The organism is Pasteurellaceae bacterium RH1A, from assembly GCA_012221805.1.
In the GTDB taxonomy this organism is placed as follows: Bacteria; Pseudomonadota; Gammaproteobacteria; order Enterobacterales; family Pasteurellaceae; genus RH1A.
This window is the reverse complement of sequence record CP015195.1, coordinates 176,100-196,968: the sequence shown is the minus strand read 5'-3', so window position 1 is coordinate 196,968 and position 20,869 is coordinate 176,100. Positions and strand designations below refer to the sequence as shown.

Annotated in this window: 27 protein-coding genes and 1 pseudogene; 25 read left to right on the top strand and 3 right to left on the bottom strand. The window is 45.0% G+C overall.

The genetic code is table 11. The features are described 5' to 3' along the window. Positions 1-15: 15 nt before the first annotated feature. Positions 16-1,014, bottom strand: a complete 999-nt coding sequence (locus A4G20_01015) for a C4-dicarboxylate ABC transporter substrate-binding protein (GenBank protein ID QIW15049.1) — start codon at positions 1,012-1,014, stop codon at positions 16-18. 403 nt (positions 1,015-1,417) lie between these two features. On the opposite strand from A4G20_01015, the gene A4G20_01010 reads away from it, so the two are divergent. From A4G20_01010 to A4G20_00970, 9 genes and pseudogenes are all read left to right on the top strand, one after another. Then, positions 1,418-2,314, top strand: a complete 897-nt coding sequence (locus tag A4G20_01010) for an ATP phosphoribosyltransferase (protein ID QIW15048.1) — start codon at positions 1,418-1,420, stop codon at positions 2,312-2,314. A 231-nt stretch (positions 2,315-2,545) separates the two neighbouring features. Further along, the gene (locus A4G20_01005) at positions 2,546-3,826 is read left to right on the top strand and encodes a histidinol dehydrogenase (protein ID QIW15047.1); all 1,281 of its coding nucleotides are present in this window, start codon (positions 2,546-2,548) and stop codon (positions 3,824-3,826) included. A gap of 51 nt (positions 3,827-3,877) precedes the next feature. Continuing rightward, positions 3,878-4,936 (top strand): histidinol-phosphate transaminase, encoded by a 1,059-nt coding sequence (locus A4G20_01000; GenBank protein QIW15046.1) that lies wholly within the window; start codon positions 3,878-3,880, stop codon positions 4,934-4,936. 78 nt (positions 4,937-5,014) lie between these two features. Further along, positions 5,015-6,106 (top strand): bifunctional imidazole glycerol-phosphate dehydratase/histidinol phosphatase, encoded by a 1,092-nt coding sequence (locus A4G20_00995; protein QIW15045.1) that lies wholly within the window; start codon positions 5,015-5,017, stop codon positions 6,104-6,106. 62 nt (positions 6,107-6,168) lie between these two features. Continuing rightward, positions 6,169-6,758, top strand: a pseudogene (locus tag A4G20_00990) (imidazole glycerol phosphate synthase, glutamine amidotransferase subunit). Between the two features lie 78 nt (positions 6,759-6,836). After that, the gene (locus A4G20_00985) at positions 6,837-7,586 is read left to right on the top strand and encodes a 1-(5-phosphoribosyl)-5-[(5-phosphoribosylamino)methylideneamino]imidazole-4-carboxamide isomerase (protein QIW15044.1); all 750 of its coding nucleotides are present in this window, start codon (positions 6,837-6,839) and stop codon (positions 7,584-7,586) included. Beyond that, positions 7,568-8,341: an imidazole glycerol phosphate synthase subunit HisF gene (locus tag A4G20_00980; protein ID QIW15043.1), complete on the top strand. Its 774-nt coding sequence runs from the start codon at positions 7,568-7,570 to the stop codon at positions 8,339-8,341. The genes A4G20_00985 and A4G20_00980 overlap by 19 nt, the downstream gene beginning before the upstream one ends. A 9-nt stretch (positions 8,342-8,350) precedes the next feature. Then, positions 8,351-8,707, top strand: coding sequence for a hypothetical protein (locus A4G20_00975; protein ID QIW15042.1), 357 nt, complete (start codon positions 8,351-8,353; stop codon positions 8,705-8,707). 9 nt (positions 8,708-8,716) lie between these two features. Beyond that, a complete protein-coding gene (locus tag A4G20_00970; protein ID QIW15041.1) occupies positions 8,717-9,325 on the top strand; it encodes a bifunctional phosphoribosyl-AMP cyclohydrolase/phosphoribosyl-ATP diphosphatase in 609 nt (202 codons plus the stop codon). A 51-nt stretch (positions 9,326-9,376) separates the two neighbouring features. Here A4G20_00970 and A4G20_00965 read toward each other — a convergent pair whose 3' ends face one another. Further along, positions 9,377-10,771 (bottom strand): fumarate hydratase, class II, encoded by a 1,395-nt coding sequence (locus A4G20_00965; GenBank protein QIW15040.1) that lies wholly within the window; start codon positions 10,769-10,771, stop codon positions 9,377-9,379. Positions 10,772-10,845: 74 nt separating this feature from the next. Here A4G20_00965 and A4G20_00960 point away from each other — a divergent pair, with 74 nt between their 5' ends. From A4G20_00960 to A4G20_00885, 16 genes are all read left to right on the top strand, one after another. Then, positions 10,846-11,040 carry a hypothetical protein gene (locus A4G20_00960; protein ID QIW15039.1) on the top strand — a complete coding sequence of 65 codons (195 nt, stop codon included), beginning with the start codon at positions 10,846-10,848 and terminating at the stop codon, positions 11,038-11,040. A gap of 125 nt (positions 11,041-11,165) precedes the next feature. After that, the gene (locus A4G20_00955; protein ID QIW15038.1) at positions 11,166-11,537 is read left to right on the top strand and encodes a 50S ribosomal protein L14; all 372 of its coding nucleotides are present in this window, start codon (positions 11,166-11,168) and stop codon (positions 11,535-11,537) included. 10 nt (positions 11,538-11,547) lie between these two features. Further along, positions 11,548-11,859 carry a 50S ribosomal protein L24 gene (locus tag A4G20_00950; GenBank protein ID QIW15037.1) on the top strand — a complete coding sequence of 104 codons (312 nt, stop codon included), beginning with the start codon at positions 11,548-11,550 and terminating at the stop codon, positions 11,857-11,859. 17 nt (positions 11,860-11,876) lie between these two features. Beyond that, positions 11,877-12,416, top strand: a complete 540-nt coding sequence (locus tag A4G20_00945) for a 50S ribosomal protein L5 (GenBank protein QIW15036.1) — start codon at positions 11,877-11,879, stop codon at positions 12,414-12,416. Positions 12,417-12,427: 11 nt separating this feature from the next. Beyond that, complete coding sequence (rpsN, locus tag A4G20_00940; GenBank protein QIW15035.1) at positions 12,428-12,733, top strand: 30S ribosomal protein S14; 306 nt, start codon at positions 12,428-12,430, stop codon at positions 12,731-12,733. Between the two features lie 36 nt (positions 12,734-12,769). Beyond that, positions 12,770-13,162, top strand: coding sequence for a 30S ribosomal protein S8 (locus A4G20_00935; GenBank protein ID QIW15034.1), 393 nt, complete (start codon positions 12,770-12,772; stop codon positions 13,160-13,162). Positions 13,163-13,177: 15 nt separating this feature from the next. Beyond that, positions 13,178-13,711: a 50S ribosomal protein L6 gene (locus A4G20_00930; protein ID QIW15033.1), complete on the top strand. Its 534-nt coding sequence runs from the start codon at positions 13,178-13,180 to the stop codon at positions 13,709-13,711. A gap of 14 nt (positions 13,712-13,725) precedes the next feature. Next, on the top strand, positions 13,726-14,079 hold the full coding sequence (locus tag A4G20_00925) for a 50S ribosomal protein L18 (GenBank protein QIW15032.1): 354 nt from the start codon (positions 13,726-13,728) through the stop codon (positions 14,077-14,079). 14 nt (positions 14,080-14,093) lie between these two features. Next, positions 14,094-14,594: a 30S ribosomal protein S5 gene (locus tag A4G20_00920; GenBank protein ID QIW15031.1), complete on the top strand. Its 501-nt coding sequence runs from the start codon at positions 14,094-14,096 to the stop codon at positions 14,592-14,594. A 186-nt stretch (positions 14,595-14,780) separates the two neighbouring features. Further along, the gene (locus A4G20_00915; GenBank protein QIW15030.1) at positions 14,781-15,215 is read left to right on the top strand and encodes a 50S ribosomal protein L15; all 435 of its coding nucleotides are present in this window, start codon (positions 14,781-14,783) and stop codon (positions 15,213-15,215) included. Positions 15,216-15,218: 3 nt separating this feature from the next. Next, positions 15,219-16,544, top strand: a complete 1,326-nt coding sequence (locus A4G20_00910; GenBank protein QIW15029.1) for a preprotein translocase subunit SecY — start codon at positions 15,219-15,221, stop codon at positions 16,542-16,544. 274 nt (positions 16,545-16,818) lie between these two features. After that, positions 16,819-17,175, top strand: a complete 357-nt coding sequence (locus A4G20_00905; GenBank protein ID QIW15028.1) for a 30S ribosomal protein S13 — start codon at positions 16,819-16,821, stop codon at positions 17,173-17,175. Positions 17,176-17,191: 16 nt separating this feature from the next. Next, positions 17,192-17,581 carry a 30S ribosomal protein S11 gene (locus tag A4G20_00900; protein QIW15027.1) on the top strand — a complete coding sequence of 130 codons (390 nt, stop codon included), beginning with the start codon at positions 17,192-17,194 and terminating at the stop codon, positions 17,579-17,581. 28 nt (positions 17,582-17,609) lie between these two features. Next, the gene (locus A4G20_00895; protein ID QIW15026.1) at positions 17,610-18,236 is read left to right on the top strand and encodes a 30S ribosomal protein S4; all 627 of its coding nucleotides are present in this window, start codon (positions 17,610-17,612) and stop codon (positions 18,234-18,236) included. Positions 18,237-18,298: 62 nt separating this feature from the next. Then, positions 18,299-19,285, top strand: coding sequence for a DNA-directed RNA polymerase subunit alpha (locus A4G20_00890; protein ID QIW15025.1), 987 nt, complete (start codon positions 18,299-18,301; stop codon positions 19,283-19,285). Between the two features lie 34 nt (positions 19,286-19,319). Beyond that, on the top strand, positions 19,320-19,700 hold the full coding sequence (locus tag A4G20_00885) for a 50S ribosomal protein L17 (protein QIW15024.1): 381 nt from the start codon (positions 19,320-19,322) through the stop codon (positions 19,698-19,700). 167 nt (positions 19,701-19,867) lie between these two features. Here A4G20_00885 and A4G20_00880 read toward each other — a convergent pair whose 3' ends face one another. After that, positions 19,868-20,497, bottom strand: a complete 630-nt coding sequence (locus tag A4G20_00880) for a hypothetical protein (protein QIW15023.1) — start codon at positions 20,495-20,497, stop codon at positions 19,868-19,870. Between the last annotated feature and the right edge of the window lie 372 nt (positions 20,498-20,869).

Sequence of the window (20,869 nt, the reverse complement as noted above, 5' to 3'; positions counted from 1 at the left end):
CCTGCCTTGCTCATCTTATTTTGGGTTTACTTCATCGTAATAACGCTTGGCACCTGGGTGGAGCGGGGCAACCAAGCCTTTTTGTGCTTCTTCAACATTCACAGCCTTGGCCGCTTGGTGGGCGGTTTGGAGTTGTGGCAGGCTCTCGAAGAAGGTTTTGGTTAAGAGGTAAACATCGTCCTCGCTTAAATCGCTACGAACCACTAGGGCATTTTTAATGGCGGCCGTTGGCACTGGCTCGGCATTGCCGTAGGTGTTGGCTGGAATCTCCATGGCATTGAAATAAGGCTTGTCTTGGCCGATTTTTGCCACCCCCTCAGCTGGAATAGAAACCAGTTGCAGGTCAAAACTTTGTTGCAGTTCCATAAGCGAGGAGTTTGGCAGGCCGCTGGTTAAGAAGGCTGCATCAATCACGCCAGACTTAAGGGCATCGGCCGCTTCGGCATAGCCCAAGTAGTCCACCTTGAGATCGTTATAGGTAATGCCAAAGCCCTCCAAGAGGTTGCGGGCATTGACTTCCACGCCCGAGTTTTGCGCCCCCGTGGCCACACGTTTGCCTTTCAGGTCGGTAATGGTTTGAATGCCTGAACGCTTGGAGGTCACAATCTGCACATAGTTTGGATAAAGGGCGGCCAGGGTTTGCACATTGTCGATTTTTTTCGGGAAGCTGCCCGTGCCGTTGATGCCATCATTGAGGGCGTCGCTCATCAAAAAGGCCATTTCCACCTTTTTCTGGGCCAGTAGGTTGAGGTTTTCCACCGAGGCACCCGTGGTTTGGGTTTTAGAATTGGTTTTGAGCTGCTTGGTGTAAATATCGGCCAAGGAGGTGGCGATAATGTTGTAAGGGCCTGATGCTCCGCCTGTGGCAATGGTCACAAACTTGCTTTGCACGCTGGCGGCAGGGGCTTGTTGGCTGCTTGCAGCGGGAGCCGATTCGTTGCTCTTGGCCTTGTCATCACAGCCTGCTAGAAAAAGTGCCACTACAACAGCAGCCAGGGATTTTAATGCTTTCATAAATACTCCTCTTAATGGGATAGATAAATGGGCTAAGTAAAACCTTTGCTTTTTAACACAGGATTAAGGTTTGTGTAAATAAAATGTTAAAAGTAAGTTTTGATTTTGTGATACAGATCGCTTTCTGGCAAGCGGGTCAAATTTCGCAAGATTTTGCAAATTTATGTAAAAACAGGCTTGCCAAAGGAAGGTTTTTATCGTACATTGCCAAACAGCTAATTTGAGGAAGACATCATGAAGGCATTTGTTACTTATCATCATCACCATCAACCCGAATCTCTTTCGGGCCTTGGTGCTACCCGAAAGATAAGTAACGAGTAGCGACAAACCTCACTGTTATCGCCCTCGAAGGTCAGCACCTTCGGGGCTTTTTTATACCTAAAATAGATTAGAAGGAAAGATTATGCAAACCAAACGCTTAAGAATCGCCATGCAAAAATCAGGCCGCCTGAGCCAGGACTGCCAAACCCTGCTCAAACAATGCGGGGTCAAGATCAACTGGAATGAACAACGCCTGATTGCCTATGCGGAAAATATGCCCATCGACATTTTACGGGTGCGGGATGATGATATTCCAGGTTTGGTCTTTGATGGCGTGGTGGATTTAGGCTTTATCGGCGAAAACGTGCTGGAAGAAGAAGCCCTGGGCCGTGAATATGCGGGCGAGCCGGTTTCTTACAAAAAACTCCGCCAGCTAGACTTCGGCGGTTGCCGCCTCTCCATCGCCCTGCCTAAGGATGTGGCCTACCAAGGCATTCAAGACTTAACCAACACCCGCATCGCCACCAGCTACCCCAACCTCCTCAAACGCTATATGCAAACCCAAAATGTGCCCTTTAAGAACTGCCTTTTGACGGGTTCGGTCGAAGTGGCTCCGACTGCCGGCATTGCCAATGCTATTTGCGATCTGGTTTCTTCAGGGGCAACCTTGGAGGCCAACGGTCTGCGGGAGGTGGAGGTTATCTATCAATCCAAGGCCTGTTTAATTCAACGCCAGGCCGAGCTAAGCCCTGAAAAACAAGCCCTGGTGGACAAGCTCCTGACCCGTATTCAGGGCGTGCAACAGGCCGCTGAATCCAAATATATTATGCTCCACGCCCCGAAGGATAAACTGGAGCAGGTCATCGCCTTATTGCCGGGCATTGAAAATCCAACCATTTTACCCCTTGCCCATGATGAATCTCACGTTGCCATGCACGTTGTTAGCCAGGAAAACTTGTTCTGGGAAACCATGGAGGAGTTGAAGGCAGTTGGGGCTAGTTCGATTTTGGTGTTGCCGATTGAGAAGATGATGGCGTAATTTGTTACTTTTCTTTGCGTTGCCAAAGAAAAGTAACCAAAAGAAAGGCAACCCTACTTCACCGCTTTTCTTCGCTTAGTACCGATTTTCTTAACGGAAAAAATTTAACTCGCCAACTTCGTTGGCTCAAACAAGAAATTTTTTCCTAAAAATCGGTACACGCTCAGGCGGTTCAGAAGGGAACCCATGTCGGCTCATTGAGATTAGATATGAATTAAAAAGGCTTAGAAAATGAAAACATTTATTTGGAATAATTTAACTAATCAAGAAAAACAATCCACCCTAGCCCGCCCTGCCCAAATTGCAGGGGAAAGCGTTCAACAAGCGGTGGAAAATATTCAAAAACTTGTAAAAACCCAAGGCGATCAGGCACTTTTTGAGCTGACTGAGAAATTCGACAAGATCAAGCTCGATAGCCTTGTGGTCAGCCAAGAACAGATTGCACAAGCCAGTGCCCGTATTCCTGAAAACCTTAAAACCGCCATTCAAAGGGCGAAAAAAAATATCGAAACCTTTCACCAGGCCCAGGCCAATCAGGAAGTGGATGTGGAAACCATTGCAGGTGTGCGTTGCCAAGTATTAACCCGACCGATTTCTAGCGTAGGCTTGTATATCCCAGGTGGATCTGCCCCGCTTTTTTCCACCGTCTTAATGTTGGCCGTGCCTGCCAAGATCGCAGGCTGCAAGCAGATTGTGCTTTGCTCACCGCCGCCCATTGCTGATGAAATTCTCTACACCGCCAACCTTTGTGGTGTGCAGACTATCTACGCCGTGGGTGGGGCACAGGCGGTTTTTGCCCTGGCTCAAGGGACGGAAACCGTGGCCAAAGTCGATAAAATCTTTGGCCCAGGTAACGCCTTTGTAACGGAAGCAAAACGCCAAGTTCAACAAACGGGCACAGCCATTGATATGCCAGCAGGGCCATCGGAAGTGCTGGTGATTGCCGACCGCCAAGCCAATCCTGCCTTTGTTGCCAGCGATCTGCTCTCCCAAGCCGAACACGGGGCAGACAGCCAAGTGATTTTGGTCACACCAAGCCAAGCCTTGGCAAGTGCGGTTGAAATGGAACTTGAAAAACAAGTCGCTGTTCTACCACGCTCTGAAACCGCTCGCAAGGCACTTACCAATAGCCGTATTTTTATTGCTGAAAGCCTTGAGCAATGCGTGCAAATCAGCAACGCCTATGCTCCTGAACACTTAATCGTGCAGACCGAAAATCCACGAGATCTTCTGCCTGAACTGGACAATGCAGGATCGATTTTCCTAGGTGCCTACAGCCCTGAGTCAATGGGCGATTACGCCAGCGGCACCAACCACGTTCTTCCCACCTACGGCTACACCAAAACCCACTCCAGCCTAGGTTTGGCGGATTTCAGCAAGCGAATGACCGTGCAAGAACTGACTCCACAGGGCTTTAAGAATTTGGCGGAAACGGTGGAATTAATGGCAGAGGCCGAACGCTTGCAGGCCCACAAGAATGCGGTTACATTAAGGTTGGAAAGCCTTAAGTAAATCCTAGCAAGCGGCCCAAAAACCATAAAAATTTACAAACAGGAACACACAATGTCTATTTCAAACTTATCCCGAAAAAACGTCCAGGCTCTTACGCCCTACCAATCTGCCCGTCGTTTGGGGGGCCAGGGGGATATTTGGCTTAATGCCAATGAATATCCCCAGTCGCCTACTTATCAGTTAAGTGAGCAGTCCCTTAATCGTTACCCTGAACCCCAGCCCCAGGCGGTGGTGGAAGCCTACGCTCGTTATGCTCAGGTTAAGCCTGAAAATGTGCTAGTGACCCGTGGCGGTGATGAAGGGATTGAGCTGATTATTCATGCCTTCTGCCAGCCTGAGCAGGACGCCATTCTTTACTGCCCGCCGACCTACGGAATGTATGCCGTCAGTGCCGAAACCATTGGCGTGGAGCAAATTACTGTCAATCAAACTGCTGACTTCCAACTCGATCTGCCAGGAATTTGCAAAAAATTAGCCGAAAATGACCGCTTGAAGGTGGTTTTTGTCTGCAACCCTAATAACCCAACTGGCACCTTGCTTAAACGAGAAGATATTATCAGCTTGTTAGAAACCACCCGCAATCGTGCCATTGTGGTACTGGACGAAGCCTATATTGAATTTAGCCCAGCCAACAGTTTTGTAAAAGAATTGAGATCCTATCCACACTTGGCCATCATCCGCACCCTTTCCAAGGCCTTTGCTTTGGCTGGCTTGCGTTGCGGTTTTGTACTGGCTAACCCTGAGCTGATCCAAATTCTTAATAAGGTGATTGCCCCTTATCCTATCCCAACCCCTGTGGCGGATCTTGCCGAGCAAGCTCTAAATGAAATTGACAAAATGCAAGAACGTGTCGCCAACGTACTCAAAGAGCGGTTGATTTTGCAAGAAAATCTGCAAAAGTTACCGCTTGTAGAGCAAGTCTTTGAAAGTGAAGGCAACTATCTTCTAGTCAAATTTAAGGACAGTCCAAAGGTCTTTAAGGCTCTTTGGGATCAGGGGATTATTTTGCGTAACCAGCACCAAGCGGTTAATTTAGAAAACTGCATTCGGATTACTGTTGGAACTGCAGAAGAAAATAACCAGGTTTTGCAAGCCCTAAAAAATATCTAACCAACAGGGGCAAAGCCCCTGAATTATGCTTAACCTAGTACGGCTTTGCCGTGCTAGGCAACACACAAGGAACATAATATGACACAACAATCCATTCTCTTTATCGACCGTGACGGCACGCTGATTGACGAGCCAAAAACCGACTTCCAAATCGACAGTCTGGAAAAACTCAAGCTGGAACGCAATGTTATTCCTGCCTTGCTAAAACTCAAAAATCGCTACCGTTTTGTGATGGTCTCCAACCAAGATGCCCTAGGCACAGAACGCTTCCCACAGGAAGATTTTGACAAGCCCCATAATGCCATGCTGGAGATCTTCCGCTCTCAGGGGATTGAATTTGATGATGTGCTGATTTGCCCCCACGCCCCAGAAGATAATTGCGACTGCCGCAAGCCTAAAACCAAGCTACTAAAAAAATATATTGATAAAAAGCTTTTCGATCCTAGCACCAGCTTTGTAATCGGCGACCGTGCCACCGATGTGCAACTGGCAGAAAATCTGGGTATTCAAGCCCTGCAATATCACCCTGAAAACCTACATTGGGATTTGATTGCCGAAAAATTACTGGCAGAACCTGTTGCCAACAACCCAAGCAGCCCACGCTATGCCGAAGTGGTTCGCACCACCAAGGAAACTGACATCAAGGTGCAAGTTTGGCTGGACGAAGCAGGCGTAAACCAAATCAGCACAGGCGTGGGCTTTTTCGACCATATGCTAGACCAAATCGCCACCCACGGCGGTTTCCGTATGAATGTAACCTGCAAGGGCGATCTCTGGATTGACGAACACCACACGGTGGAAGACACAGCCCTAGCCCTAGGCACAGCTCTTAAACAGGCACTCGGCGATAAACGGGGCATTCAGCGTTTCGGTTTCGTCTTGCCAATGGACGAATGCAAGGCGGAATGTACGCTAGACTTATCAGGCCGCCCTTATTTCAAATTCAAGGCAAAATTCAAGCGGGATAAGGTGGGCGATTTCAGCTGCGAAATGACCGAACACTTCTTCCAGTCTATCGCCTATACGCTTATGGCTACCCTGCATATGAAGGTGAAAGGCGATAATGCCCACCACCAGATTGAGAGTTTGTTTAAGGCCTTTGGGCGGACGCTGAGACAGGCGATTAGGGTGGAAGGGAATGCCTTGCCGAGTTCGAAGGGCGTTTTATAGGATCAAGGTGCGGCTGGATTTGCAAGAATTTTGCTAAATTTAGCCGCTTGTAAGGATAAAATATGACAAACATCGTGATTATTGATACAGGTTGCTCTAATCTCTCATCGGTTAAATTTGCCTTTGAGCGTTTGGGCTACCAACCCAAAAGTAGTAATAAGTTAGCAGACATTCAAGCTGCGGATAAGCTGATTTTGCCTGGCGTTGGGACAGCAAAAGCGGCTATGCATAACTTTGCCGATTTAAATTTAATTGAGGAAATTCAAAACCTGACCCAACCCTTGCTTGGGATCTGCTTAGGTATGCAGTTGCTCACCGATTATTCTGAAGAAGGCAATTTACCAACCCTAGGGATCATCCCTGTTCGCACAGAAAAATTACCTGATCACGGCTTGCCTTTGCCCCATATGGGCTGGAACCGTGTAGAATTTGACCATCATCCACTTTTTGATGGCATTCCGTCAGGATCGCATTTCTATTTTGTGCACAGCTATGGGGTTCTGCCTAATCAACACACCCTTGCCACCTGCGATTACGGAGAACCTTTTTCGGCTGTGCTGAATAAGGATAATTTCTACGGCGTGCAGTTTCACCCAGAGCGTTCGGGGAAGTGGGGGCGAGATTGTTGAAGAATTTTATTGAAAATATCTAGTTTAAATCTACCCCAAAGGGGTAGATTGATAAGTAACCTAGGGTAACTCGTTACCCTAGGCTATAAGGAAAGAACACTATGCAAACATCAAAAATCATCCCCGCCCTTGACCTAATTGACGGCCAAGTGGTGCGGCTTTTTCAGGGCGATTATGCCCAAAAGACCCTTTATTCGGATAACCCCATTGAGCAGTTTAAATCCTACGTCAGCCAAGGAGCGGATTATCTGCACTTGGTAGATTTAACAGGGGCCAAAGACCCTGCCAAACGCCAAACCAAATTGATTGGCCAGATTATTGAGGCCATCAACTGCCCTATTCAGGTGGGCGGTGGCATTCGTTCAGAGCAAGATGTGGCGGATCTCTTAGCCGTTGGGGCCAGCCGTGTGGTGATTGGCTCTACAGCAGTCAAGAAGCCTGAAAGGGTCAAGGGCTGGTTTGAGAAATACGGGGCGGAGAAATTTGTCTTGGCCTTGGATGTAAACATTGACGCAAACGGTCAAAAAATCATTGCCATCAGTGGCTGGCAGGAGGCCAGTGGGGTGTCGTTGGAGGCACTCATTGAAGATTATCAAACCGTGGGATTGGCCCACGTTTTATGCACCGACATTTCTCGTGATGGCACCTTGGCAGGCTCCAATGTGGAGCTTTATCGTGAAATCTGTGCCAAATACCCTGATATTCACTTCCAATCATCAGGCGGGATTGGCTCGCTGGCCGATATTGAAGCCCTAAAAGGCACGGGCGTGGCGGGCGTGATTGTGGGGCGAGCTTTATTAGAAGGTAAATTTACTGTAGCGGAGGCAATCCAATGTTGGCAAAACGCATAATTCCTTGTTTAGATGTAAAAGATGGGCAAGTGGTCAAGGGCGTCCAGTTCCGCAACCACGAGATTATCGGCGACATCGTGCCCTTGGCCAAACGTTACGCCCAAGAAGGGGCGGATGAGTTGGTTTTCTATGATATTACCGCCTCATCAGACGGCCGCACGGTGGATAAAAGCTGGGTGGAACGTGTGGCACGGGAGATCGACATTCCTTTCTGTGTGGCGGGTGGGATTAAAACCATTGAAGATGCCGAACAGATTTTTGCCTTCGGGGCCGATAAAATTTCCATCAATTCGCCTGCCCTGGCCGATCCTGAACTGATTACCCGCTTGGCCCAACGCTTTGGCGTGCAAGCCGTGGTGGTCGGCATTGATAGCTGGTTTGAGCAGGAAACAGGCAAGTATTGGGTCAATCAATATACGGGCGATGAAAGCCGTACCCGACAAACCAACTGGCAACTTTTGGACTGGGTGCAGGAAGTGCAAGCTCGTGGAGCAGGTGAAATCGTGCTTAATATGATGAACCAAGACGGCGTACGCAAGGGCTATGATTTGGTTCAGCTTAAAAAGGTGCGAGAGGTCTGCAAGGTTCCATTGATTGCTTCAGGCGGAGCAGGCGAGATGGTGCATTTTCGGGATGCTTTTGTGGAAGCGGGCGTTGATGGCGCCTTGGCGGCCAGTGTTTTTCATAAGCAGGTGATACAGATTGGGGAGTTGAAGGCTTATCTTTATAATGAAAATGTGGAAGTTAGAAAATAGGAGTTACATATGAAAATAGGAAGGTTGCCACTATATATCCTGTCGATGATGTTAACAGGATGTCTATATTCAACAGAAAGAGTTTGTCAAACTGATGCAGAAGTGCTTAATACCGCAGTTCTTGCTTCTCGAATAGATGAGAGAACCCAGCAACCCATAGGTTATTTTAAAGATATCGAAATAAGATCTTTGGAAAATAAATGCGAAAATTATATTTCTGATCGTGTAATATTTAGCAGCTTGCCATTTTGGAATTATAAATCAAAATTAGAAAAAGGACAGAGAATTAGGGTTCTTGTAACTAATCGCCATAACAATTTGGCAGGGATATCAAGAAATTATGTATATATAGTGAAAGTTTATTAAGAGAGTATTATGTTAAAAGATCGAATCAACTGGCCCAAAATCAACAACCTCCTCCCTGTTATCGTGCAACACGCTACCACCTGTGAAGTGCTAATGCTGGGCTATATGAACCCTGAAGCCTTGGAAAAAACCCTGGCCGAGAAAAAAGTGACCTTCTTTTCTCGCACCAAAAATCGGCATTGGACCAAGGGCGAGAGTTCAGGCCATTTCCTCAATGTGGTGGATATGAGCTTGGATTGCGATCAGGACGCCTTGCTCATTTTGGCCGACCCCATTGGGCCAACCTGCCACACTGGCACGGAAAGCTGCTTTAGCCAGCTACAAGCGGAGCAAAATTGGGTCTTTTTTGCAAAATTGGAGCGCTTGATTGAAGCCCGTAAGGGGGCTGATCCAGAAAGTTCTTACACAGCCCATCTCTATTCTCGTGGCACTAAACGCATTGCTCAGAAAGTGGGCGAGGAGGGCGTGGAAACGGCCCTAGCTGCTACGGTTAAGGATCGGGAAGAAACCATTTGTGAAGCGGCAGACTTGGCCTATCACTTAACCGTTTTGCTGCAAGATGCCGACTTGTCTTGGGCGGATGTGATTGGCAAGCTCAAGGAGCGGCATGCCAAATAAGATAAAAAAATGGTGCTTTCCAGCACCATTTTTTCTTAGATCAAAGAGAGCTTATTTTAAGCTGCCCACCATATCTTCAGGGCGAACCCATTCATCGAATTGCTCGGCAGTGAGAAGGCCTAGGTTGATGGCTTCTTCTTTAAGGGTTGTGCCATTTTTATGGGCTGTTTTGGCGATTTTGGCCGCATTTTCGTAGCCGATGTGGGTGTTAAGTGCCGTTACCAACATCAGAGATTGCTCAAGCTGTTGCTTAATGCGTGGGTGGTTCGGCTCAATGCCCACGGCGCAGTGTTCGTCGAAGGACACACAAGCATCACCCAAGAGCTGGGCTGATTGCAGGAAGTTGTAGGCCATAACAGGTTTATAAACGTTCAACTGGAAGTGGCCCTGGGTGCCGGCAAAGGAGATGGTGACATCGTTGCCTAGCACTTGAGCGGCGACCATGGTCATGGCTTCACATTGGGTTGGATTGACCTTGCCCGGCATAATAGACGAACCTGGCTCATTTTCAGGAATAAGGATTTCGCCGATGCCTGAACGTGGGCCTGAAGCTAGCAAACGCACATCGTTGGCAATTTTGTAGAGCGACACGGCAAGTTGTTTGAGGGCGCCATGGGTTTCTACAATGGCATCGTGGGTGGCCAGAGCTTCAAATTTATTTTGAGCGGTCACGAACGGCAGGCCTGTGAACTTGGCGATGTATTCGGCCACTTTGACATCATAGCCTTTCGGGGTGTTGAGGCCTGTGCCAACGGCAGTGCCGCCTAGGGCCAGCTCTGCTAAGTGTGGTAGGGTGTTTTCTAGGGCCTTAATGCCAAAGGCTAATTGGGCGGCATAGGCTGAAAATTCTTGGCCTAGGGTCAGCGGGGTGGCATCCATCAAGTGGGTGCGGCCGATTTTGACCACATCTTGGAAGGCTTCAGCCTTGGCAGCCAAGGTTTTTTGCAGGCGTTTGACACAAGGCAGGGTGTGTTCGACCACTTTTTTATAGGCCGCAATGTGCATGGCGGTTGGGTAGGTGTCGTTAGAAGACTGGGACTTGTTCACATCATCATTAGGATGAATAACGGATTTTTCGCCCAGTTGGCCGCCGTTAAGCACGTGGGCACGGTTGGACACCACTTCATTGACGTTCATATTGGATTGCGTGCCTGAGCCAGTTTGCCAGATAACCAGCGGGAACTGGTCGTCTAATTTCTTGGCCAGGATTTCATCACAGGCCTGGGCGATTAAGTCACGTTTTTCCACAGGCAAGACGCCTAAATCGTGGTTGGCAAAGGCGGCGGCTTTTTTCAGGTAGCCAAAGGCTTCGATGATTTCAGCCGGCATAGAGCCTTCAGGGCCGATTTTGAAGTTGTTGCGGGAACGTTCAGTTTGAGCTGCCCAATATTTATCGGCAGGAACCTGCACTTCACCCATAGTGTCTTTTTCGATACGGAATGCCATGTTAATCTCCTAACAGAAAGTAATAATTTAGAGGTAGAAAAGCCTAACATGCTTGGTGGCAAACCACCACGGAAATGTGGGGCTTTTCTGATATGGATCATAAATACAAGCGGTGTAAAAAAAGCAAAAATTTGCACCGCTTGTCAAACCCACTTAGTTTACTGGTTCTGCTCCAAGAGGGAATGGTCTTGTTAAAAATTTGTGAACTGGGTCACAAAGAAAATCAGGATTTTAGGCCTTTGGGCAGGCTTGGCCAGAAATCTGCCTAAAGCCTTGTTATTTTGCGATTTTTTCGTTGCTTTTTGCTTTAAGTTTGTGCTAGTATTCGCACCCTATCCGCATTTTGGATAGGTTCGTCCCGAAAGGGTGGTTTTTTATTTAACGGAGCACTAATATGATCCAAGAACAGACTATGCTGGACGTTGCTGATAACTCAGGGGCTCGTAGCGTAATGTGTATCAAGGTTCTAGGTGGATCGCACCGTCGTTACGCTGCTATTGGCGACATTATCAAGGTTACTGTAAAAGAAGCAATTCCACGCGGTAAAGTTAAAAAAGGTGATGTGTTAAAAGCAGTTGTTGTGCGCACCAAGAAGGGTGTTCGTCGCCCAGATGGCTCAGTTATTCGTTTCGATGGCAATGCTTGCGTGATGTTAAACAACAACACTGAGCAACCAATCGGTACTCGTATTTTTGGACCTGTGACGCGTGAACTTCGTTCTGAGAAGTTTATGAAGATCATTTCTTTAGCTCCAGAAGTACTGTAAGGGGAATGTAATGGCTGCTAAAATCCGTCAAAATGATGAAGTAATTGTGCTTGCTGGTAAAGACAAAGGCAAGCGTGGTAAGGTAACTTCTGTGTTACCAAATGGTAAAGTTCTTGTTGAGGGTATCAACATTGTTACTAAACACGAAAAACCAGTTCCTGCTTTAGGCAAGGCTGGCGGTTTAGTGAAAAAAGAAGCTGCGATTGATGCGTCAAACGTTGCTATCTTTAACCCAACAACAAACAAGGCTGACCGTGTAGGTTTTAGATTCGAAGAAGGCAAAAAAGTCCGTTTCTTCAAATCTAATAATGAATTAATCTAATTAACTGGAGTAATGCGATGGCGAAACTGCATGATTACTACAGAGATACAGTAGTTAATGAATTGAAAGCGAAATTCAACTACTCGTCTGTCATGCAAGTCCCACGAATCGAAAAGATTACCCTTAACATGGGTGTGGGTGAAGCATTGACCGATAAGAAATTGTTAGATAACGCAGTAGCGGATCTAGCAGCAATTAGCGGTCAAAAACCTTTAATCACTAAAGCTCGCAAATCTGTTGCTGGCTTTAAAATCCGTCAAGGATATCCTATCGGCTGTAAAGTCACTCTACGTGGCGAACGTATGTGGGAATTCTTTGAGCGCTTAATTACGATTGCTGTTCCACGTATCCGTGACTTCCGTGGCTTAAATGCCAAGTCATTCGATGGCCGTGGTAACTACAGTATGGGCGTTCGTGAACAAATCATTTTCCCTGAAATCGACTACGATAAAGTAGATCGTGTACGTGGTTTAGATATTACTATCACCACTTCAGCGAAAAGCGATGAAGAAGGCCAAGCTTTATTAGCGGCTTTCAATTTCCCATTCCGTAAATAAGGTAGGTTATCGTGGCAAAACAATCAATGATTGCACGTGATGTAAAACGTGCCAAATTAGCTGATAAATACTACGCAAAACGTCAAGAGTTAAAAGCAATCATCTCAAGTGAAAGCGCCTCTGACGAAGACCGTTGGGCAGCTGTGTTAAAGTTACAATCTTTACCACGTGATTCTAGCCCAAGCCGTCAGCGTAACCGTTGCCGCCAAACTGGTCGTCCACACGGTGTACTTCGTAAGTTTGGTTTAAGCCGTATTAAGGTTCGTGAAGCTGCTATGCGTGGCGAAATCCCGGGTCTTAAAAAAGCGAGCTGGTAATATCCTCTTTTATCTTGGAATCGGAGAAAAAATACAATGAGTATGCAAGATCCAATCGCAGATATGCTGACCCGTATTCGTAACGGTCAAGCTGCGAATAAAGTTGCAATCAGTATGCCTTCTTCTAAGCTAAAAGTTGCTATTGCCAACGTTTTAGCGGAAGAAGGTTATGTTGAAAGCTTCAAAGTTGTTGAAGGTTCAAAACCTGAGTTGGAAATCACTTTAAAATATTTCCAAAACAAACCAGTAGTAGAAAGCATCCAACGCGTAAGCCGTCCTGGTCTTCGTATTTACAAACGTAAAGACGAATTACCAAAAGTTATGGGTGGTTTAGGTATCGCTGTTGTTTCTACATCTAAAGGTGTTATGACTGACCGTGCTGCTCGTCAAGCAGGCCTCGGCGGTGAAATCATCTGTTACGTAGCATAATAGAGAGGTAGGAAAATGTCTCGTGTCGCAAAAGCACCTGTTAATGTTCCTGCCGGCGTTCAAGTCACCTTGAACGGTCAGCACTTAACAGTGAAAGGTAAAAACGGCGAGTTATCTCGCGAAATTCATAATGCAGTTGAAGTAAAATTCGAAGCTGACACATTTACTTTTGCCCCACGTGAAGGTATTGCAAACGCTGATGCGCAAGCAGGTACAGCACGTGCATTAGTAAATGCGATGGTTATCGGTGTTACTGAAGGCTTTACGAAGAAATTGCAATTAGTGGGTGTTGGTTATAGAGCACAAATGAAGGGTAACGTTGTTGCCTTAAGTTTAGGTTTCTCTCACCCAGTAGAACACACGTTGCCAGCTGGCGTAACTGGTGAATGTCCATCACAAACTGAGATCGTTCTCAAAAGTGCTGACAAACAGTTAATCGGCCAAGTAGCAGCAGATATTCGTGCATATCGCCGTCCAGAGCCTTATAAAGGCAAAGGTGTACGTTACTCTGATGAAGTAGTACGTACGAAAGAAGCGAAGAAAAAGTAAAGTAAGGTAACACTATGGATAAGAAAGTAGCTCGTATCCGTCGTGCAAGCCGTGCACGTCATTTAATGAGAGAGCAAGGTGCAACACGCTTAGTCGTGCATCGCACACCTCGCCATATTTATGCGCAGGTTATTGCACCTAATGGCTCAGAAGTACTAGCAGCAGCTTCAACTGTTGAGAAAGTAATTAAAGAGCAAGTTAAATACACTGGTAATAAAGATGCAGCAGCAGTAGTTGGTAAATTAGTTGCTGAGCGTGCTTTAGAAAAAGGTGTTAAAGCGGTTGCATTCGATCGTTCTGGTTTCCAATACCATGGTCGTGTGCAGGTATTAGCAGACGCTGCTCGTGAAGCTGGTCTACAGTTCTAATAGAGGAATTTGAGATGTCAAACATCGAAAAACAAGCTGGTGAACTGCAAGAGAAGCTAATCGCGGTTAACCGTGTATCTAAAACCGTTAAAGGTGGTCGTATCATGAGCTTTACTGCTTTAACAGTAGTGGGCGATGGCAATGGCCGCGTAGGTTTTGGTTACGGTAAAGCACGTGAAGTTCCAGCAGCGATCCAAAAAGCGATGGAGAAAGCCCGTCGTAACATGATCAATGTCGCTTTAAACGAAGGCACATTACAACACCCTGTTAAAGGTTCACACACAGGTTCACGCGTATTCATGCAACCAGCAAGCGAAGGTACTGGTATCATCGCAGGTGGTGCAATGCGTGCAGTGTTAGAAGTAGCAGGTGTTCACAACGTTCTTTCTAAAGCGTATGGTTCAACCAACCCAATCAACGTTGTTCGTGCAACAATCGATGCACTTGCAAATATGAAATCACCTGAAATGGTTGCTGCTAAACGTGGTAAAACCGTTGAAGAAATTTTGGGGTAATTGAATATGGCAAAAATTAAAGTAACACAAACTCGTAGCTCTATCGCTCGTTTACCGAAACATAAAGCAACGTTGAAAGGTTTAGGTCTTCGTCATATTCGTCACACCGTAGAACTTGAAGATACACCAGCAGTACGCGGTATGATCAATCAAGTTTCTTACATGGTTAAAGTGGAGGAGTAATCAATGCGTTTAAATACTCTTTCTCCTGCAGAAGGTGCTAAACACAGCGCTAAACGTCTTGGTCGTGGTATCGGTTCTGGCGTAGGTAAAACTGGTGGTCGTGGTCATAAAGGTCAAAAATCTCGTACAGGCGGCGGTGTTCGTCGTGGTTTCGAGGGTGGTCAAATGCCTTTATACCGTCGTTTACCAAAATTTGGTTTTACGTCATTAAAAGCCTTACATACTGCGGAAATTCGTTTAAGCGAATTAGCTAAAGTAGATGGTAACGAAGTTACATTAGATACGTTAAAAGCTGCTAATGTCATCACTAAAGACATTTTAGCTGCCAAAATCATTCTTTCTGGTAAAGTTGAAAAAGCAGTGGTAGTAAAAGGCTTAGGCGTAACTAAAGGTGCAAAAGCGGCTATCGAAGCTGCTGGCGGATCTATCGAGGAATAATAAATGGCAAAGCAACCAGGCTATCAAGGTAATGCAAACCAAAAAGGGACTGGCGAGCTTAAATCAAGACTCTTATTTGTTTTAGGTGCGCTGATCGTTTTCCGTATTGGTTCTTTTATTCCTGTTCCTGGTATTGATGCTTCTGTATTATCCGAGCTAATTCAACAGCAACAAGGCACCATCATTGATATGTTTAACATGTTCTCTGGTGGTGCATTAAGTAGAGCGTCTATCTTTGCTTTAGGTATTATGCCTTACATCTCTGCGTCAATCATTATTCAATTATTGACAGCAATTCACCCTGCCCTTGCTGAACTTAAAAAAGAAGGCGAAGCAGGCAGACGTAAAATCAGCAAATATACACGCTACTCTACCTTATTATTAGCAACCATTCAGTCTATTGGTATCTCAGTTGGTTTACCAACCATGTTACCTGAACTGGTACCAAACCCAAATGCCTTGTTCTATGTAACAGCCATTATCAGTTTGGTCACAGGTACCATGTTCCTCATGTGGCTTGGTGAACAAATTACTGAGCGTGGTATCGGTAACGGTATTTCCTTGATTATCTTTGCAGGTATCGTTGCAGATCTTCCAGGAACTATTGGTCAAACCATTGAGCAAGCACGTCAAGGTGAAATCTCCTTCCTTGTGCTTCTCTTGATAGCCGTAGTGGCCTTTGCTATTACATACTTTGTTGTGTTCGTTGAACGTGGACAAAGAAGAATTGTGGTAAATTATGCAAGCCGTCAGCAAGGACGTATGATGATGCCTGCTAAAACCTCTCACTTACCACTTAAAGTAAATATGGCCGGTGTTATTCCTGCAATCTTTGCTTCAAGTATCATCCTTTTCCCTGCTACCCTTGTACAGTGGTTTGGTCAGAGTGAAGGGTTTGAGTGGCTATCTGATTTATCACTTCTGTTGTATCCAGGCCAACCACTTTATGTGGCCCTCTTTACCGCAGCTGTTATCTTCTTCGCATTCTTCTATACAGGAATGCAGCATAATCCACGTGATATTGCGGATAATTTAAAGAAATCAGGTGCGTTTGTACCAGGTTATCGACCAGGCGAGCAAACGTCCCGTTATATTGATAGAGTTATGACTCGTATCACCTTAATTGGGGCCTTGTATATCGCATTTGTTTGTTTGGTTCCTTTTATCGTAACAGCCTTATGGAAAACCCCAGTTCAACTTGGCGGGACTTCCCTATTGATTGTTGTGGTAGTAATTATGGATTTCATTGCACAGGTTCAAAGTCATCTCATGTCTTTACAATATGATTCTGTGTTAAAGAAAGCCAATCTAAAAGGCTTAGGGCAGTAGCCCTTTGAAATAAGGATAAGCAATGAAAGTTCGTGCTTCAGTTAAAAGAATGTGCCGTAACTGCAAAGTTGTTAAACGTGAAGGTGTAGTTCGCGTCATTTGTAGCGATCCGAAACATAAACAACGCCAAGGTTAATTGGTATTCTTCTTGCAAAGAACCCGCTGAGCAGGTATACTGCTCAGCTCATTCGTCCTGATATACTGTTTGAGTATCCTGAAAACGGGCTTTTCAAGATCAGTATATCAATTCACTTAGTAAATATAGGAGTGCATAGTGGCCCGTATTGCAGGCATTAACATTCCTGATCAAAAACACACTGTAATCGCATTAACTGCCATTTACGGTATCGGTAAAACCCGTGCTAAAGCTATCTGTGCTGCCACTGGTATTGCTGAAGATGTAAAGATCAGAGAATTGTCTGAAGAGCAGATTGAAAAACTGCGTGAAGAAGTTGGTAAATTTACTGTCGAAGGTGATTTACGTCGTGAAGTAACTCTTAGCATCAAACGTCTTTTAGACCTTGGTTGCTATCGTGGTTTACGCCACCGTCGTAGCTTGCCAGTACGTGGTCAACGTACTAAGACTAATGCGCGTACCCGTAAAGGTCCACGCAAACCGATCAAAAAATAGTCGGAGTAGATAGATAATGGCTAAAACACCAGTTCGCGCACGTAAGCGCGTAAAAAAACAGATTGCAGATGGCGTAGCTCATATCCACGCATCTTTCAATAACACAATCGTGACTATTACTGACCGTCAAGGTAATGCTCTAGCTTGGGCAACTGCTGGTGGTTCAGGTTTCCGTGGTTCTCGTAAATCAACTCCATTCGCTGCTCAAGTTGCTGCAGAGCGTTGTGCAGAAATGGTAAAAGAATTTGGTTTAAAGAATTTGGAAGTTATGGTTAAGGGTCCAGGTCCAGGTCGTGAATCAACCATCCGTGCATTAAATGCCGCTGGTTTCCGTATCACGAACATCACAGATGTGACTCCGATTCCTCATAACGGTTGTCGTCCACCGAAAAAACGTCGCGTTTAATTGACGTTAGAATCATTGGAGAAAGAAAATGGCAAGATATTTGGGTCCTAAGCTCAAGCTAAGCCGTCGTGAAGGTACTGATTTATTCTTAAAATCAGGCGTTCGAGCGATTGAATCAAAATGTAGAAATAGACTTGACGTCGCACCTGGTCAACACGGTGCCCGCAAGCCACGTTTATCTGACTATGGTACTCAGTTACGTGAAAAACAAAAAGTTCGCCGCATCTATGGTATCTTAGAGCGTCAATTCCGTAATTATTACAAAGAAGCTAACCGCTTAAAAGGTAATACGGGTGAGAACTTATTAGTATTATTAGAAGGTCGTTTAGACAACGTTGTTTACCGTATGGGCTTTGCTGCTACACGTGCTGAAGCACGTCAGCTTGTAAGCCACAAATCAATCGTGGTAAATGGTCGTGTAGTCAATATTCCTTCATTCCAAGTTTCTGTTGATGATGTGGTTGCTGTTCGTGAGAAATCTAAAAAACAAGCACGTATCAAAGCATCATTAGAATTAGCCGCTCAACGTGAAAAACCAACTTGGTTAGAAGTTGATGCAACTAAAATGGAAGGTGTATTTAAACGTACTCCTGAACGCTCTGACTTATCAGCAGACATTAATGAACATCTGATCGTTGAGTTATATTCTAAATAATAATTAATTAGTTCTTTAATTTTTATTTTTAGGTATAAACTCATAAGCAAAGAGAGGATAAAATGCAGGGTTCTGTGACAGAATTTTTAAAACCGCACTTAGTGAATATTGAACAAATCAGTTCAACTCACGCAAAAGTAACGTTAGAACCGTTAGAACGTGGTTTTGGCCATACATTAGGTAACGCACTCCGCCGCATTTTACTTTCGTCTATGCCTGGTTGTGCCGTTACAGAAGTCGAAATTGATGGTGTATTACATGAATACAGCAGCAAGGAAGGCGTACAAGAAGACATTCTTGAGGTATTGTTAAACCTTAAAGGTCTAGCGGTTAAAGTGCAAAATAAAGATGATGTAATTTTGACACTGAACAAATCTGGAATTGGCCCTGTAACAGCAGCAGACATTACACACGATGGTGATGTTGAAATTGTTAATCCAAATCACGTTATTTGTCATTTGACAGACAAGAATGCAACCATCAATATGCGCATTCGTGTACAACGTGGTCGTGGTTATGTGTCAGCCTCGGCTCGCACCCATCAAGATGATGAGCGTCCAATCGGTCGTTTACTTGTTGATGCACGTTTTAGTCCTGTAGATCGCATTGCTTACAATGTGGAAGCAGCACGTGTTGAACAACGTACAGACTTAGACAAACTCATTATTGAGATGGAAACCAATGGAACAATCGATCCAGAAGAAGCCATCCGTCGTGCTGCAACGATTTTAGCAGAACAATTAGCTGCATTCGTTGATCTGCGTGATGTTCGTCAGCCAGAAGTGAAAGAAGAAAAACCGGAATTCGATCCAATTCTTCTTCGCCCAGTAGACGATTTAGAGCTAACAGTTCGTTCTGCTAACTGTTTGAAAGCAGAGACAATTCATTATATCGGTGATCTTGTCCAACGTACTGAAGTTGAGTTACTCAAAACACCAAATCTTGGTAAAAAATCTCTTACAGAGATTAAGGATGTGCTCGCTTCTCGTGGCTTATCACTGGGTATGCGCCTTGAGAATTGGCCGCCAGCAAGCATTGCTGACGACTAGTTTTAGGTATAGATTTTCTAAGAAGGAATAGGTTATGCGCCATCGTAAGAGTGGACGTCAATTAAACCGTAACAGCAGTCATCGTCAAGCGATGTTCCGCAATTTGGCAAGTGCTTTGGTTACACACGAAATCATCAAAACCACTTTACCAAAAGCAAAAGAGTTACGCCGTGTAATTGAGCCGTTAATTACTTTAGCGAAAGTTGATAGCGTAGCGAATCGCCGCTTAGCTTTTGCTCGTACACGCAACGTTGAAACAGTTGCTAAATTATTCAGTGAATTAGGTCCACGTTTTGCCCAACGTGCGGGTGGTTACACTCGTATCTTAAAATGTGGTTTCCGTGCAGGCGATAACGCACCAATGGCCTACATTGAGTTAGTTGATCGTCCAGAAGTTGCACAAGCTGCTGAGTAAGATCTCCTTAAAGAAAAAGCCCGATATATTCGGGCTTTTTTATTGTGTGTTATTAGGCTTTAGGCATAAAGTGCAAAAAGACCAACTATTTTGTCCTATATGCCAGGCTTTAGATCATGAAAGCCAACCTCATAGAAGTGGCTTTCATCTTAATGCTGATTTGTTGATTACTTAACTAAAAAGCGTCTTCGTAAACCAAGCTCATATAATGCGTCATCTGCTCTTTGTAACAGAGCGTTTTTCTCTTGTTCTGTTAGGGTATAAACAAGCCTATGCTGTATCGCAGCATATAGCTTGAATAAGACCATTTCACTTACATCCTCCCCTCTTTGGATGAGGCGGACAAAGATGTGTATCTCTCCAAAGGCACACAATTCCTCAATACTTTTAATATCATTACGATAGAGCAAACGCTCTAAATTGATATTCATGTTGAGCATCTGCCTAATTTTCTTGGGTTTTTGCAAGCTTCTAAGAGGAGGTGTTTCTAAGATGTGTGTGAACCAATGATGATAGTCCTCTAAGCGGTTAAGAATCTCTGGCGTTAAATAATAAAATAAATCAGTAGATAGCCTTAACTCAGAATCCTTAAGCACATGGGTATTGGCCTGAGTTTGAATTTCTGGCAAATGAGCTGGTAAAAATTTAAGGTAGAATTTACCCTCTTTATATAGGGCAAACATAGCATCATTTTTAAAAAAGCCATAGTAAGAGAAAAAGGTTTTGACTCTTACTTCTCCGAGAATAGGGTCAAGCAACATTCTAAGATCGAATGTAAGGCGCTCTATTTTATTCATTAGAACCTCATATAAGTCTGATTGGTTGAGTTTGCTGGTATATTAGAAGCGCTTCTAAGAGATTGAATCTCGACTTGGATTATATGTTAAAAGTAAAGAAAAGTTGTGTCTAAATTTGTGACATAGATCGAGAAATTAACATATATCTTGAGTGTTTGCTCAAATTTAATTCAATTTATATGGGGTGATATCTTGATAAGGCTTAAAAAGACTAGAGGTGTTGTGTGAAAATTGGTCGTTTTGCTTGTGCTAACCACTCATCAAGATTGATGGAGGCAGGCTTAGGGGCGATGGTGAAATCTAACTCTTGCACACTCAATAGCAAGGGTATATTGGATGAAGTGGCACGCACGATACCTTAATGTGTGCGTA

What these genes read in the sequence shown, in the direction of transcription:
- A4G20_01015 (QIW15049.1), bottom strand. Translation starts at nt 1,014, where the DNA reads ATGAAAGCATTAAAATCCCTGGCTGCTGTTGTAGTGGCACTTTTTCTA.
- A4G20_01010 (QIW15048.1), top strand. Translation starts at nt 1,418, where the DNA reads ATGCAAACCAAACGCTTAAGAATCGCCATGCAAAAATCAGGCCGCCTG.
- A4G20_01005 (QIW15047.1), top strand. Translation starts at nt 2,546, where the DNA reads ATGAAAACATTTATTTGGAATAATTTAACTAATCAAGAAAAACAATCC.
- A4G20_01000 (QIW15046.1), top strand. Translation starts at nt 3,878, where the DNA reads ATGTCTATTTCAAACTTATCCCGAAAAAACGTCCAGGCTCTTACGCCC.
- A4G20_00995 (QIW15045.1), top strand. Translation starts at nt 5,015, where the DNA reads ATGACACAACAATCCATTCTCTTTATCGACCGTGACGGCACGCTGATT.
- A4G20_00985 (QIW15044.1), top strand. Translation starts at nt 6,837, where the DNA reads ATGCAAACATCAAAAATCATCCCCGCCCTTGACCTAATTGACGGCCAA.
- A4G20_00980 (QIW15043.1), top strand. Translation starts at nt 7,568, where the DNA reads ATGTTGGCAAAACGCATAATTCCTTGTTTAGATGTAAAAGATGGGCAA.
- A4G20_00975 (QIW15042.1), top strand. Translation starts at nt 8,351, where the DNA reads ATGAAAATAGGAAGGTTGCCACTATATATCCTGTCGATGATGTTAACA.
- A4G20_00970 (QIW15041.1), top strand. Translation starts at nt 8,717, where the DNA reads ATGTTAAAAGATCGAATCAACTGGCCCAAAATCAACAACCTCCTCCCT.
- A4G20_00965 (QIW15040.1), bottom strand. Translation starts at nt 10,771, where the DNA reads ATGGCATTCCGTATCGAAAAAGACACTATGGGTGAAGTGCAGGTTCCT.
- A4G20_00960 (QIW15039.1), top strand. Translation starts at nt 10,846, where the DNA reads ATGTGGGGCTTTTCTGATATGGATCATAAATACAAGCGGTGTAAAAAA.
- A4G20_00955 (QIW15038.1), top strand. Translation starts at nt 11,166, where the DNA reads ATGATCCAAGAACAGACTATGCTGGACGTTGCTGATAACTCAGGGGCT.
- A4G20_00950 (QIW15037.1), top strand. Translation starts at nt 11,548, where the DNA reads ATGGCTGCTAAAATCCGTCAAAATGATGAAGTAATTGTGCTTGCTGGT.
- A4G20_00945 (QIW15036.1), top strand. Translation starts at nt 11,877, where the DNA reads ATGGCGAAACTGCATGATTACTACAGAGATACAGTAGTTAATGAATTG.
- A4G20_00935 (QIW15034.1), top strand. Translation starts at nt 12,770, where the DNA reads ATGAGTATGCAAGATCCAATCGCAGATATGCTGACCCGTATTCGTAAC.
- A4G20_00930 (QIW15033.1), top strand. Translation starts at nt 13,178, where the DNA reads ATGTCTCGTGTCGCAAAAGCACCTGTTAATGTTCCTGCCGGCGTTCAA.
- A4G20_00925 (QIW15032.1), top strand. Translation starts at nt 13,726, where the DNA reads ATGGATAAGAAAGTAGCTCGTATCCGTCGTGCAAGCCGTGCACGTCAT.
- A4G20_00920 (QIW15031.1), top strand. Translation starts at nt 14,094, where the DNA reads ATGTCAAACATCGAAAAACAAGCTGGTGAACTGCAAGAGAAGCTAATC.
- A4G20_00915 (QIW15030.1), top strand. Translation starts at nt 14,781, where the DNA reads ATGCGTTTAAATACTCTTTCTCCTGCAGAAGGTGCTAAACACAGCGCT.
- A4G20_00910 (QIW15029.1), top strand. Translation starts at nt 15,219, where the DNA reads ATGGCAAAGCAACCAGGCTATCAAGGTAATGCAAACCAAAAAGGGACT.
- A4G20_00900 (QIW15027.1), top strand. Translation starts at nt 17,192, where the DNA reads ATGGCTAAAACACCAGTTCGCGCACGTAAGCGCGTAAAAAAACAGATT.
- A4G20_00895 (QIW15026.1), top strand. Translation starts at nt 17,610, where the DNA reads ATGGCAAGATATTTGGGTCCTAAGCTCAAGCTAAGCCGTCGTGAAGGT.
- A4G20_00890 (QIW15025.1), top strand. Translation starts at nt 18,299, where the DNA reads ATGCAGGGTTCTGTGACAGAATTTTTAAAACCGCACTTAGTGAATATT.
- A4G20_00885 (QIW15024.1), top strand. Translation starts at nt 19,320, where the DNA reads ATGCGCCATCGTAAGAGTGGACGTCAATTAAACCGTAACAGCAGTCAT.
- A4G20_00880 (QIW15023.1), bottom strand. Translation starts at nt 20,497, where the DNA reads ATGAATAAAATAGAGCGCCTTACATTCGATCTTAGAATGTTGCTTGAC.